Origin of the sequence: Flavobacterium urumqiense (assembly GCF_900108015.1) — a bacterium.
GTDB lineage: Bacteria > Bacteroidota > Bacteroidia > Flavobacteriales > Flavobacteriaceae > Flavobacterium > Flavobacterium urumqiense.
This window is the reverse complement of sequence record NZ_FNVP01000006.1, coordinates 80,735-95,202: the sequence shown is the minus strand read 5'-3', so window position 1 is coordinate 95,202 and position 14,468 is coordinate 80,735. Positions and strand designations below refer to the sequence as shown.

The 14,468-nt window shown below is 34.7% G+C and carries 10 protein-coding genes; 8 read left to right on the top strand and 2 right to left on the bottom strand.

The window, feature by feature from the left end:
* The first annotated feature begins 30 nt into the window (after positions 1-30).
* From C4S35_RS08870 to C4S35_RS08855, 4 genes are all read left to right on the top strand, one after another.
* Positions 31-516 (top strand): acyl-CoA carboxylase biotin carboxyl carrier protein subunit, encoded by a 486-nt coding sequence (locus C4S35_RS08870; protein WP_103999840.1) that lies wholly within the window; start codon positions 31-33, stop codon positions 514-516.
* A gap of 106 nt (positions 517-622) precedes the next feature.
* Entirely contained in the window at positions 623-2,065 is a 1,443-nt protein-coding gene (gene accC / locus C4S35_RS08865) for an acetyl-CoA carboxylase biotin carboxylase subunit (protein ID WP_103999839.1), read from the top strand.
* A 3-nt stretch (positions 2,066-2,068) separates the two neighbouring features.
* Positions 2,069-3,610 carry an acyl-CoA carboxylase subunit beta gene (locus tag C4S35_RS08860; RefSeq protein ID WP_103999838.1) on the top strand — a complete coding sequence of 514 codons (1,542 nt, stop codon included), beginning with the start codon at positions 2,069-2,071 and terminating at the stop codon, positions 3,608-3,610.
* Between the two features lie 295 nt (positions 3,611-3,905).
* Positions 3,906-6,044, top strand: coding sequence for an ATP-binding protein (locus tag C4S35_RS08855; protein WP_103999837.1), 2,139 nt, complete (start codon positions 3,906-3,908; stop codon positions 6,042-6,044).
* A 62-nt stretch (positions 6,045-6,106) separates the two neighbouring features.
* On the opposite strand, the gene C4S35_RS08850 is transcribed toward C4S35_RS08855, so the two are convergent.
* Together C4S35_RS08850 and mmsA are read right to left on the bottom strand one after the other, a co-directional pair.
* Positions 6,107-7,438, bottom strand: a complete 1,332-nt coding sequence (locus C4S35_RS08850) for an aminotransferase family protein (RefSeq protein WP_103999836.1) — start codon at positions 7,436-7,438, stop codon at positions 6,107-6,109.
* A gap of 71 nt (positions 7,439-7,509) precedes the next feature.
* On the bottom strand, positions 7,510-8,967 hold the full coding sequence (gene mmsA / locus C4S35_RS08845; protein ID WP_103999835.1) for a CoA-acylating methylmalonate-semialdehyde dehydrogenase: 1,458 nt from the start codon (positions 8,965-8,967) through the stop codon (positions 7,510-7,512).
* 208 nt (positions 8,968-9,175) lie between these two features.
* On the opposite strand from mmsA, the gene C4S35_RS08840 reads away from it, so the two are divergent.
* From C4S35_RS08840 to C4S35_RS08825, 4 genes are all read left to right on the top strand, one after another.
* Positions 9,176-10,702 carry a Na+/H+ antiporter NhaC family protein gene (locus tag C4S35_RS08840; RefSeq protein WP_103999834.1) on the top strand — a complete coding sequence of 509 codons (1,527 nt, stop codon included), beginning with the start codon at positions 9,176-9,178 and terminating at the stop codon, positions 10,700-10,702.
* Between the two features lie 11 nt (positions 10,703-10,713).
* Positions 10,714-11,385: a GNAT family N-acetyltransferase gene (locus C4S35_RS08835; RefSeq protein WP_103999833.1), complete on the top strand. Its 672-nt coding sequence runs from the start codon at positions 10,714-10,716 to the stop codon at positions 11,383-11,385.
* A gap of 22 nt (positions 11,386-11,407) precedes the next feature.
* Entirely contained in the window at positions 11,408-12,754 is a 1,347-nt protein-coding gene (locus tag C4S35_RS08830; protein ID WP_103999832.1) for an aspartate aminotransferase family protein, read from the top strand.
* Positions 12,755-12,897: 143 nt separating this feature from the next.
* On the top strand, positions 12,898-14,439 hold the full coding sequence (locus tag C4S35_RS08825; protein ID WP_103999831.1) for an amidohydrolase: 1,542 nt from the start codon (positions 12,898-12,900) through the stop codon (positions 14,437-14,439).
* Positions 14,440-14,468 lie beyond the last annotated feature (29 nt).

Genomic DNA, 14,468 nt, shown 5'->3' with positions numbered 1-14,468 from the left:
TTATTTTTACAACCAATAAAAAATGTACTTATGAGTAATGGTTATAAAGTAAATGTAAATGACACTTTTCATTTTGATGTTGAAAAGAAGCATGTTTTACAACTGGATGCGGTTAGTGTGGAAACAAATAAATTCCATATATTGCATGAAAACACGCCTTATAAAGCTGAAATCGTAACTTCTGATTTCAATCAAAAAAGCTACACCGTTAAGGTAAATAACAACACCTACACTGTAGCGATTTCAAATCCTTTGGATATTCTTATCAAAGAAATGGGATTTGAAGTTGGTCTTACTAAACAAGTCAATTTCATTAAAGCGCCTATGCCAGGATTAATTTTGGAAATTAGTGTTATGGTGGGACAAGAGGTCAAAGAAAACGACAATTTAATTATTCTGGGTGCTATGAAAATGGAAAATAGTTTCCTTTCGCCGCGCGATGGTACTATTAAATCGATTTCGGTTGCCATGGGCGATGCGGTAGATAAAGGACAGTTGTTAATTGAATTTGAATAATAAAATACTGCTAATTCGCAAATAAAAAATAGCCTGTTTAATTATTCAAAGCAAGTAATTGTAAGAGAATTAAAAATTAGCGAATCTGCGGTTAAAAAATAAAAAAATGAAAAAATTATTAGTAGCCAATAGAGGAGAAATTGCCATCAGGGTGATGAAAACCGCACAAAAAATGGGCATTAAAACGGTAGCAGTATATTCAACTGCCGATAGAAATGCACCGCACGTAAAATTTGCCGACGAAGCCGTTTGGATAGGAGAAGCACCTTCGAGTCAGTCGTATTTGTTAGGAAGCAAAATTATAGAAGTTGCCAAAGCTTTAAACGTGGATGCAATTCATCCTGGATATGGATTTTTGAGTGAAAATGCTGATTTTGCAGAAGAAGCCGAAAAAAACAACATAATTTTTATTGGTCCCAAGTCAAAAGCCATAAAAATCATGGGAAGCAAATTAGCGGCTAAAGAGGCGGTTAAAGAATATAATATTCCAATGGTTCCCGGTTTAGATGAAGCAATTACGGATATCGAAAAAGCAAAATTGGCAGCAACAGCAATTGGTTTTCCTATTTTGATTAAAGCTTCTGCTGGTGGTGGTGGAAAGGGAATGCGTGTGGTAGAAAGTGAAAACGAATTTGAATCTCAGATGAACCGAGCAATTAGCGAAGCGATTTCTGCTTTTGGTGATGGTTCCGTTTTTATTGAAAAATATGTGGCTTCGCCGCGACATATAGAAATTCAGGTTATGGCGGATAGTCATGGCAACATTTTGTATTTATTTGAAAGAGAATGCAGCATACAGCGCCGTCATCAAAAAGTGATTGAAGAAGCACCATCTTCGGTTTTAACGCCTGAATTGCGTAAAAAAATGGGTGAAGCAGCCGTTTTAGTTGCCAAATCATGCGATTATTTAGGAGCAGGAACTGTGGAATTTTTATTGGATGAAAACAATAATTTCTATTTCTTGGAGATGAATACCCGTTTGCAAGTGGAACATCCCGTTACAGAATGGATTACAGGAACCGACTTAGTTGAACTGCAAATCAGAGTGGCTAGAGGTGAGAAATTAACCATCAAACAAGAAGATTTGCACATAAAAGGTCATGCTTTAGAATTGCGTGTGTATGCCGAAGACCCTATGAATGATTTTTTACCAAGTGTAGGTCATTTAGATAGATATCAATTGCCTGTGGGCGAAAATATTCGTGTGGATAATGGTTTTGAGCAAGGAATGGACATTCCTATTTATTATGATCCAATGTTAGCCAAACTAATTACGTACGGAGAAACTCGCGAAGAAGCGATTCAATTGATGCTTAAGGCTATTGATGGTTACCATGTGGAAGGCGTACAAACAACGTTGCCTTTTGGGAAATTCGTTTTTGAACATGAAGCTTTTCGTTCCGGAAATTTTGATACCCATTTTGTAAAAAAATATTACAATGCCGATGTATTGAAAAACCAAATGGCTAAAGAAGCCGAAATTGCCGCTCTTGTGGCTATGAAACAATATTTTGAAGATCAAAAAATCGTACGCTTACCAATTCAGTAAATTATGGATTCTAAAATAAAAGTATTAAACAATAAAATTACCGAAGCTCATTTGGGTGGCGGTAAAAAACGTATCGAAAAACAGCATTCCAACAAAAAACTAACTGCCAGAGAACGCGTTGAATATTTGATGGACGAAGGTTCTTTTGAAGAAATTGGTATGCTAGTAACGCACCGTACATCTGATTTTGGTATGGAAAAAGAGTTGTATTATGGAGACGGTGTAATTACTGGATACGGAACGATAAACGGAAGATTAGTTTATGTTTTTGCTCAGGATTTTACAGTTTTTGGAGGTTCTTTGTCTGAGACTCATGCCGAAAAAATCTGTAAAATAATGGATATGGCGGTCAAAATGGGTGCACCAATGATTGGCTTAAATGATTCTGGTGGAGCGCGTATTCAGGAAGGTGTTCGTTCATTGGGCGGTTATGCTGATATTTTCTTTAAAAACGTACAAGCTTCTGGAGTGATTCCGCAAATTTCTGCGATTATGGGACCTTGCGCCGGAGGAGCCGTTTATTCTCCTGCCATGACTGATTTTACCATAATGGTTGAAGATACCAGTTATATGTTTGTAACGGGACCAAACGTAGTGAAAACCGTAACCAATGAAACCGTAACTTCGGAAGAATTAGGCGGCGCAAGTACACATTCAACTAAGTCAGGAGTGGCGCATTGTACTTCGACAAATGATGTGGAATGTTTAGAGGATTTAAAACAATTGTTGAGCTATTTACCACAAAGCAATAAAGAAACGCCTCAGAATTTACCATATGAATTGGGTGATGAGGTTCGGGAGCAATTATCGAATATTATTCCTGACAATCCAAATAAGCCGTATGACATGCATAACGTCATTGCTGGGATAATTGATGAAGATTCGTTTTTTGAAATTCATAAAAACTATGCCGAAAATATTCTCGTTGGTTTTGCCAGATTGGGAGGTAGAAGTATAGGAATTGTAGCGAACCAACCAATGTTTTTAGCAGGTTGTTTGGACGTGAAAAGCTCAATAAAAGCGGCTCGATTTACCCGTTTTTGCGATGCTTTTAATATACCATTGTTGGTTTTGGTAGATGTTCCGGGTTTTTTACCGGGAACCGATCAAGAGTGGAATGGAATTATCGTTCATGGAGCCAAATTATTGTATGCGCTGAGTGAAGCTACCGTTCCACGCGTTACTGTCATTACTCGGAAAGCATATGGTGGCGCATATGATGTTATGAATTCAAAACACATTGGTGCGGACATGAATTTTGCATGGCCCACTGCCGAAATTGCCGTTATGGGAGCCAAAGGTGCCAGTGAAATTATCTTTAAAAAAGAAATTAACGAAGCGGCAAATCCTGCATTAAAACTCTTGGAAAAAGAAGCCGAATATGCTGATTTGTTTGCGAATCCTTACACCGCTGCACAGCGTGGTTTTGTAGATGAAGTAATCTTACCAGAAGAGACAAGACGCAAATTGATAAAAGCCTTTACAATGCTCGAACATAAAGAGAGTGTAACCCCTAAACGAAAACACGGAAATATTCCTTTATAACTTTTATAAAAATAACAAAAAACCAGCTGATGAAGCTGGTTTTTTGTTTTTAGTACGGCCAAATATAAGGTGTTTTGCGCTATTATATGTGTACTTTGTCGGGTAATAGACGATTCATTTAATTTTTTTTATAATTATATTGAAAGCTTCATATTCAACAATATAGTTTTTTTTATTTAATGAAAAAAAAGTTTAACTTGCGCAAAAGAAATAAGATATTTCTTCTAAAAAAAAACAGCAGTTTTTATAAGAAAAATCGAAAATTTTTATTTTCCAGAAAATACCACTTTGCGCTATGAAAAAAACCGGTAATATTAATACCTACTACAAACTTTTATTGTTGATTGTGGCAACAAGTTTGTTCTTTTTACTGCTATATGCATCCCTTTATCTTTATACAATTCAAGAAGAGAAACAATTTTATAAAAGTACATTTAACCAGTATAAAAATGAAGTTAATTCCCTTCTTAAACTTAATTCTGAAACGCCTATTGCCACAATTATTGACGTCACATTTTGGGATGCATTAGTAAAATATACCAAGACGAGAGATGAAAACTGGTATGAAAAGTCTGTTGCAAGCCAATTTGAAACTTACAACATGGATTATATTGGTGTTTATGATTCAAATAATAATTTGATAAAAAAAACAAATTCTTCTAAGATTAAAACGGACAATTTTATTCAGAAAGAAATAATGGTACAGCTTTATAAGTCTAAAATTACTCGGTTTTATTTGAGAATTCCGGAAGGAATAATCGAGGTTTTTGGAGCAACAATCCACCCTTCAAATGATCCTAAAAAGAATAAATCCAACCCTTCCGGCTTTTTCTTTATGGTTCGGCTTTTAGACAAACAATTTTTGGAAAATCTGAATCAAATAACCAGCTCGAAGGTGAGTTTAGAGGAGGTAAATCATATAAATAAAGCTGAAGAAGATTTAGTTAGTGTAAACGTAAATCTTAAAGATTATAAAAATAATAGTATATCAAAATTGACTTTTAAAAGAGTTTTTAATCTAAATTTTAAAAACACAAAAGAGATTCTCTACATTGTAATACTAGCTTCGCTATTGAATATTATAATTTGTCTGTATTTTACCAAACGTTGGGTTTATAATCCATTAAAATTAATCACCAGTATTTTAGAAACTGGCAGTCTGTTTGCGATTGGTAGTTTAAAAAGAACAAAGGGAGAATTTGGGTATATAGGGAATCTTTTTGAAGAAAATAGTAATCAACGTAAACAATTAGAGATTTCTAAGCATAAAGCAGAGGAAAGCGATAAACTTAAATCTTCTTTTTTGGCTAACTTATCACATGAAATTAGAACTCCAATGAATGCTATTGTTGGTTTTAGTGATTTGTTGAATAATCCTGATTTAGATGAAAATGATAAATCAGAGTATTTAAGAATAATTAATAGAAGTGGTATTAATTTGGTCTCGATTATTGAGGATCTTATTGAAATGTCTAAGATTGATGCACTTCAAATCAAGCCTAAATATAAGGGGATTAACCTTAACAAATGTATTAAAGAATTATATGAAACCATAAAAGTCACCATTCCGAAAGAAAAACAATTTGATTTTTTTGTCATTGAATGTCAGAATCCTATTAAAAAATATTTACTTACAGATGTTGTTAAGTTAAAACAGATTCTTGTGAATTTAATTGCAAATGCAATTAAATTCACAGATAAAGGTTCGATTTCCTTTGGTTACGAAATAGATGAAAATGATGGAACTGTAGTTTTTACCGTAAAAGATACTGGAAGGGGGATTGACGAAAAAAATCTCAAAGCAATATTTGACCGGTTTTTAAGGGTTGAGGATCATTTTCATGCAGAATCAAACGGACTAGGATTAGGTTTGGCTATTTCTAAAGCATACATCGAAATGTTAGGAGGTTCAATTACTGTAAAGTCATCGTTTGGTAATGGTTCTATTTTTACTTTTAAAATACCATTGGTTTTTGAAGAATCAGAAAGAAAAGCTAAGAACAACACAAAGGCTAGTTATGATTCTAATTCCGGAAATGAAACGATATTGATTGCTGAAGATGATAATATAAATTTCTTGTTATTAAAGAAAATTTTACAATTAAGGAATTATACAATTCTTCGAGCAAATAACGGTCAGGAAGCAGTTGATATTTGTGCGGTGAATAAAGATATTGATTTAGTTTTTATGGATGTCAAAATGCCAGTTATGAATGGTTTAGATGCTTTTGCAATTATAAAAGAAACGAATCCGGACTTAATTGTTATAGCTCAAACGGCTTACTCCTCTGCTGAAGATCAAGAAATGATTCTGAATCTAGGGTTTAAAAATTATATTACAAAACCTTTAAAAAGAGAAAAAATATTTGAATTATTAGACGGTTTTTTTGTTAGCAAAAACAAAAATAAATCCATAACGACAAAGGATTTTTAATTAAAATTCCTATAAGAAAGAGTTATTTAAAAAATTTAATTCTTTCCTATAGAAAAAATGTATTAGTTCATGTGATTGTCTGCTATTTTTAAAGCTTCAGAAATAATAGCTAATCCTTCATCGATTTGCGCTTCATTAATAATCAGTGGCGGTGCGATAAAGATATAACCCCAACGAACAAACGTGTACAATCCCAGCTCTTTTAACTTGGCACCCACTTTATTCATAACATCCATTTCGGCAGCATTAGCATTGAAAGGAGCCATCAATTGATACGGTTCTTTACTTTTTACAACATCTAAGCAACCCAGTAATCCTTTGTTTCTAAAATTCCCCATGGAAGGATGTTTTGCGCGCATTTCGTTAATACGTTTCTCCATGTAAGCGCCCATTTTAATTGTATTTTCTATTAAGTTGTCGCTTTCATAAATAGTAACAACCGCCAGCGATGCGGCTAAGGAAACTGGATGCGAATTATAGGTTAATCCAAGCCATAACGGGGAATCCTCATATTTTTCTGCAATTTTATCTGAAACCATTAAGCAACCTAAAGGTAGATAAGAGGACGTTAATCCTTTTGCCATACAAATCATATCAGGCACAATGTCGCTATGTTCAAATCCGAACCATTTTCCTGTTCTTCCAAAGCCACTCATTACTTCGTCGGCAATAAATAGAATTTCATATTTTTCACACAATGCTTTTATACCTTTTAAATATCCTTTTGGATAATGAAGGCAACCAGATGAACCGCTTTCTCCTTCGAAAATAAAAGCAGCAATAGTATGACCGCCTTCATAGCGAATGATTCTTTCTATAGCATCCAAACTCCATTTCAATCTCGTTTCTTCATCTTGATCGCTTAAACCATAAAAATCATAAGGATCGTCCAGATGAAAAACATTAGTCGATTGTTGTGCATCCGTATATTGTTTTCTAGGATCCCCTCCCACAGTCATACTTGCTGATGAATTTCCGTGAAAGCCTCTATATCTTCCAAATATTTTATGTTTTCCCGAATATAAACGGGCCAATTTTATTGCATTTTCAATAGATGAAGCACCGCAAAGTGTAAAAAAAGCTTTGTTTAAATCCCCCGGGCAAATGGCCGCCAGTTTTTTAGCTAATTTGGCTCGAATTTCTGTAGTGCAAGAAGGCGTTACATAACTCACTTTTTGCATTTGATCAACCACGGCATCAGTAACACGCTGATCGCCATGACCAATATTCACCGACATTAATCCGCTGGAGAAATCGATTATTTTTTTCCCGCCTGTTTCATATAAATAAACGCCTTCGGCTCTTTCAATCGGAATAGGATTTACATTTTTTTGGGCAACCCAAGTAAACAAACTGTATTGTTTACTATCACTTATTATTTGTTCTTTAGTCATTTTAATTTTTTTAATTTTTCAATTCTCAAAAATTTGAAATCAAAAATGGTTAATCATCATTCGAAAATCTTTTAACTCATCCAGTTTGTCCCCGCTTCAGGATTCCATTTTGTCGTCGTTTTCTTTTCTTTCGTAAAAAATCCAATTGCACTTTTTCCTGTAATATCTCCTGAACCAAATCTTGAATCATTCCATCCACCAAAACCAAAAGGTTCTCTGGGAACAGGAACACCAATATTTACACCGCACATTCCTGCTGAGGCATTTTCAGTAACATAATTGGCTAATCCACCACTTTGTGTAAATACGGAGCAGGCGTTTCCATAAGGATTTGCGTTTTCAATTGCCAAAGCTTCGTCAATCGTATTAACGCGAATAATCGTAAGAACTGGTCCAAAAATCTCTTCTTTTGCCACCCGCATATCAGCAGTGGCATAATCTATAATAGTTGGTCCAACATAGAGACCATTTTCTTTCCCCGGAACTATCGTATTTCGACCATCCAAAATGATTTTTGCGCCTTGTTGTTCGGCTTCGGTGATATAGGACTCAATTTTTTCTTTGGCTGCTTTCGAAATTACAGCGCCTAATGTTGTTCCACATTTAATTTTATTAGCATCGTCGATTAATTTGTCTAGAATGGCATCACAATTTCCTACTGCTATTAAAGTAGCCGCTGCCATGCATCGTTGTCCTGCACAGCCACTCATGGAAGCCACAATATTGGAGGATGCCATATCAGGATGCGCATCTGGAAGAAGAATGATATGATTTTTTGCTCCGCCAAGAGCTAAAACCTGTTTCAAATTATGACTGGCTCGTTGATACACTATTTTTGCCACTTTCGTAGAACCCACAAAAGTGATGGCTTGAATATTCGGATGATCACAAAGATTCTCAACGGTTGTTTGCGTGCCATTTATAATATTAAATAAGCCATCAGGAAGTCCGGCTTCTTTCAATAGTTTTGCTGTGTATTGGCTGCTGATTGGCACCGCTTCGGATGGTTTCAAAATGAAAGCATTCCCCAATGCAATTGCATTTACAATGGTCCAATGCGGAACCATAGTTGGAAAATTAAAAGGAACAATCGAAGCCACAATTCCTAATGGTAATTTAGTCGAAGAACAATAAACTCCTTTGCTGACCTCCATATTCTCACCATTTACAAATTGTGGTAATGAGCAGGCAAATTCGGTCAGTTCAATTGCTTTGTCAATTTCGGCTTTGGCTTCCCCGTGTGTTTTTCCGTTTTCACGGTAAATAATTTCGGTTAGTTCAGTACTGTTTTGTTCCAGTAATCGTTTGTATTTATAAAAAACTTGCACGCGTTCTTTTAAGGTAACTTTTTGCCAGGCTTTTTGTGCTTTTTGAGCAAAATTTATAATTTCATTCAAATCTTCCATGGTAGATTCCTTGAAAGTAGTCAATTCAGTACCGTCTAATGGCGATATGACTGTATGAATATTGCTTGAGCTACCTGATTTAAACTCCCCGTTTATAAAGTTTTTTACTTCATCAAATACCATGATTTTATTTTTTTAGTTTTTCAAATATACACTTTTTATCAAAAAAAGAATAATATTTTTTGTGTGTATTAAAAATATTGTTAGATTTACAAAATATTAACCTAATTGTTAATTTATTTACAACTTGAATAATATTGCTTTTAAGTAAAAATTTAAAACTAACCAGTTTAAATTATTTTATTAACCAAAAACCAAAAACCAAAAATCAATGAAATCAATCTCAACTATTATTGGAGTCGCCCTTCTATTTCTGGCAGGACTTTGTTATTTTATCAATTGGCATGCTTTAGTTCCTGCTTTTACTGTATTGGGAATTGCTATAATGACAAGAAAAGCTCTAGAACCTTTAATTATAGGTTGCGGTGTAGGTTTCGTTTTACTAGCTATGCAAGGTGGCTCTAAAGAATTTTTTCCAGAAGGGCAAGGGATGATTTTTCCTCTTAATATGTTTGATGGGATGTTTTCATCCATTTCTAGAGATGCTCATGATCAAGGATTAATTTGGGTAATATTAGTATGTATATTATATGGAGCATTTGTACAATTATTAGTGGCTTCTGGCGGAATAAATGCGGTTGGTAGATATTCTGAAAATCATGTTAAAAATAAGAAACAGTCTTTAATAATGACTTACTTTCTTAGTTTTTTCTTCTTTTTGGATGATTACCTAAGTGCATTGTCTATTGGAAATACGATGAGACCTATTACAGATAAGTTTGGTGTTTCAAGAGAAAAGTTAGCCTTAGTTTTAAGTTTTGTTTGTGTGCCATTGACTATAATATTTCCAATTTCGACTTGGACTATTTTTTATGGCACTCAAATCGCATCTATTGAAGGAGGTGTTTTAAACATTGCAGGAAAAGTTATTACGAGCCCTATTGAAGCATTTTTAGGAACAATTCCTTATAATTTTTCAGCATGGATTTCATTAATTCTAGGAGCATTAGTTGTATTTCAATTAATCCCGGATTCAAAAGCAATCAGGGAAGCTGAAGCGAGTGTGAAAGTAATTGATCCCAATGTTGTAAAAGTTAAGAAAAAACCAGCGAGAGAAGGGAAGTTAGTATATTTTATTTTGCCTTTAGTTATATTAATTTGGTGTACTATTTTTCCTTATCCATATGATACAGAATATTGGGGTAATGTAACTTTTTCTTCTGAATCAATTTTCAGTAGTATTGATGCGCTTCGAGGAATAGTAACAGCCTGTGTCTTTACATACTTATTTTATTTAGTATTAGGAGTAATTAAATTCAATAAAATATCAAACAACTTCGTTAAAGGGATGGAATCAATCACTTTCGTGTTAGTCGTTTTAGGAATGACCTATTTATTAAAAGATGTTCAAAACGGATTGGGTTTTAATGAATTTGTAGCAGAGAAATTACAAGGAATTAGTTGGTTGAATGGTGCGACACTTCCTTTTGTTGTTTTTGCATTAGTAGCATGGATTTGTTGGGCTACGGGCTCAAACTGGGGAATATATGCGATTTTAGTTCCAACCACTGCTATTTTATCACGTTCCCTTGGAGCAGATTTTTGGTTGACTCAAGGTGCATTGGCATCCGGAACTGTTTGGGGAGCTGCAGCTTGTTTCTTCTCTGATAATAGAGTTCTTACGGCGCAATCTTGTAAAATAGATATGATGAAACATGGTATTTCACAATTTCCGTATCAGTTAGTAATATTTGGAGTTTCATCAATCTTATATTTAATAGCAGGTTATGTAATGTAAAAGTAAAAAATATGATAAACAAAAGTATTTTTGAAAATCAATTTATAATTCGGAACGCTACATTAGACGATGTAATTCAGATGGAGTATGTACAATCACAATGTTATCCAACTTTGCACGAATCAGAAATATTGAATAGAAATCATTTTGCTAATCATATAAAAATATTTCCTGAAGGGCAATTAGTGATTGAGGAGGACGGAAAGATTATTGCTTCGGCAAGTACTTTTAGATCTCATTTTCCAGAACATGACAGTACTTTTCTGGAAGAGACAGATAATTTATGGTTAACCAATGTGCATATACAAGATGGAGATTGGATGTATGGCATCGATATGGGAGTATTACCGGAATATCGTGGTTTAGGTCTTTCGAAAGAAATGTATAAAGCTCGCCTAGAAGTTTGTCGAAATTTGGGTTTGATAGGTCAGATTATAGCCGGAATGACAATTGGTTACGGAAAAGTAAAAGACAAAATGACAATTGAAGAATATTGTTACGGATTAGAAATGAATAAATATACGGATCCAACCATTACACCACAACGAAAGTCAGGATTCAGATGGATAAAACCTTTATATAATTACATAAATGATCCTGAATCTGGGTTTGCAAGTATCTTGATGTACTTACCAGTCGATGAAGATTATAGTTTAAAAAAACAGTTACAAAATAAAAAATAGAATAAAATAAAAAATAAAAATAATGGGAACGCAAATTAAAAAAGTATCAGAAATTCCTGGACCAAAGAGTAAAGAAATGCTAGCAAGAAGAGCAGCTGCTTTACCTGCCGGTTTAGGAAAATCTACTGAAGTGGTTGTCGAAAAGGCTGAAGGCGCTTTAGTATGGGATGTAGATGGAAATCAGTTGATTGATTTTGCCGGAGGAATTGGGATGGTAAATTTGGGTCACAGACCAAAAGTAGTTGTTGATGCCATAAAAGAGCAATTGGATAAATACCTTCATACTGGCGCATTGGTAACTACTTTTGAACCTTATTTAGAGTTTGCAGAATTACTTAATAAAATTACACCGGGCCATTTTCCTAAGAAAACATTATTGGCTTGTTCGGGATCTGAGGCAGTAGAAAATGCCGTTCAAATTGCAAGATATTACACGAAGCGACCTGCGGTTATTTGTTTCGAAGGAGCGTATCACGGGAGAACATTACTTACGTTGAGCTTAACTAGTAAATACGCTTTATTTAAAAAAGGGTTTGGTAGTTATGCGCAAGATATTTATCGTTTTCATTCTCCAAATGTATACCGTAAACCAGATAATTTCACAGAAGAAGAATATATTGATTATTGTATCGAACGTTTCGACCAGAATTTAATTTCTCATGTAGATCCGTCTTCGGTGGCAGCAATTATTATCGAACCGGTTCAAGGCGAAGGTGGTTTTATTCCTGTGCCAAAACGTTTCTTGGAAAAAATCAGAAAAGTTTGTGATGAACACGGTATCGTTTTTATTGCCGATGAGGTTCAGTCAGGTGCTGGTAGAACTGGAAAATTCCTTTCAATTGAACACAGCGGAGTAATTCCTGATATGGTAACGATGGCAAAATCGATAGGTTCAGGATTGCCAATTAGTGCGGTGACAGGTAGAGCTGATATCATGGATGCACCTCATTTAGGAGGTGTTGGGGGGACGTATTCAGGAAGTCCAATTGCTGTAGTGGCTGCACTTGAAACCGTGAAACAAATAAACACACCTGAATTTTTAGCAAAATCAGTTCATGTGGGAGATGCCATCAGAACTCGATTAAATGCTATGGCAGATAAATTTTCTTGTATTGGTGATGTCCGTGGAATAGGTGCGATGCTGGTAGTAGAATTTGTAAAAGATAAAAAAACCAAAGAGCCTGATATGGATTTTGCGATGGCAGTGATCAAAAAATCAGTTGCAAATGGATTGATTTTAATCAGAGCAGGATTGTACACCAATTGTATTCGTTTTTTACCTCCAATTGTCATCACTGATGAGCAATTGCATGAAGGATTGGATGTAATTGAAAATGCAATTCAAGAAGTTTTGAACGAAAGAGTTTAAGGAAAGTGTTCAGTAATCATTTCATGGCGAGGAACGAAGCAATCACATAAAGCGAGTTAATTTTTGTTAAAGACTAAATTAAAATCATTAAATAAAAAGAAAGAGTGCTACTAATTTTAATTCATAATGCTAATATTATTACTATGAATTCTGCTTTTGCAAAAGCGGATTCCATGGTAATTAACCATTTGGGGAAAATAGAAGCTATTGGAACTGAATCCGAATTGCGAAATCAATTTGGATCGTTTTCCAAAGAATTTGATTTTAATGGACAAACAGTTGTTCCGGGTTTGAATGATGCGCATATCCATGTTTGGAAAATTGGACATCTTCGCACTAATATGTTGGATGTTCGAGGTGTAAAATCCATTGCGGAATTCAAAAGGTTATTGAAAGAGTTTGCCGAGAAAAACCCAAATTCCGAATGGATTATGGCTCGTGGAATTAATGAAATGGTACTCGAAGAAAAGCGATTACCAACGAAAGAAGATTTAGACGAAATTATTTCTGACAGACCTGTTTTCGTAATTAGAACTTGCGCTCACATTGGAATTGCCAATTCGAAAGCCATAGCAATTTCAGAAGTTGATGAAGCTACTGAAGTTCCTTTTGGAGGAGAAATTCGCAAAAATCAAGATGGAAGTCTGCAAGGTATTTTTACCGAAAGAGCTTTGGGATTAATCATGAATAATATTCCTCCATTTACTTTCGAAGAATATAAAAACATGATTCTGGAAGCGCATAAGTATTTATTGAGTTTAGGAATTACTAGTGCGACTGATCCGGCTGCGAATACTGAATTATTGGCAGCTTACATTAAATTGGACCAAGAAGGATTGTTGAAAGTGCGAATGAATGTTTTCCCACTTAGAATTCCGGATGGAAGTGATGAAATTCAGGTTTTACCGGAATTATATGAATCGGAATTTTTGCAAATAAAAACGGTAAAGTTTTTCTCTGATGGTGGCTTGAGTTCGGCTACAGCAGCATTGAATGTTCCTTATAAAAATACGGACGGTTACAAAGGCGTTTTGAGATTGGATTATGAGAAGTTTTATCAAACAGCCAAAGAAGCTGTCGAAAAAGGGTTTTCAGTTGCTACACATGCCATTGGGCATCAAGCAGTTGATTTGACTTTGAAGGTGTATCGTGATTTGTTCCAAATTGATAATACATTAAAACACAGAATTGAACATGTTGGGTTTTTATCCAATGAAAATATAAAAGATTTTAAACACATGAATATGACTGCGGCGATGCAACCGATATTCATCTACGAATTGGCAAATAATTTTAAAAGTACTTTGCCAGACGAATTATTAGATGTGGTTTACCCGTGTAAAACTGTTTTGGATAACGGAATAAATTTAGCGTTATCTACTGATGGTCCGGTGGTAAAAGAGATTAATCCTTGGGTTAACATGGAAACGGCGGTGACTCGAAAAGCGATGGACGGGTTTGTCATTGGCGAAAGCCAAAAAATAACTCTCGAGCAAGCATTACGTGCCTATACCGTTGGAAGTGCAATTGCGGATAATTTAGAAAATATAAAAGGAAGTCTTTCTGCAGGGAAATATGCCGATTTTATTGTTTTGAATAAAAATCCATTTAAATTAGACGATGTTTCTACCGTTGAAGCCAATGAAACTTGGGTTAATGGAGAATTAAAATATAAAAAAGTGTAGAAAATTATACCTTGTCTGGGTTTCAAACG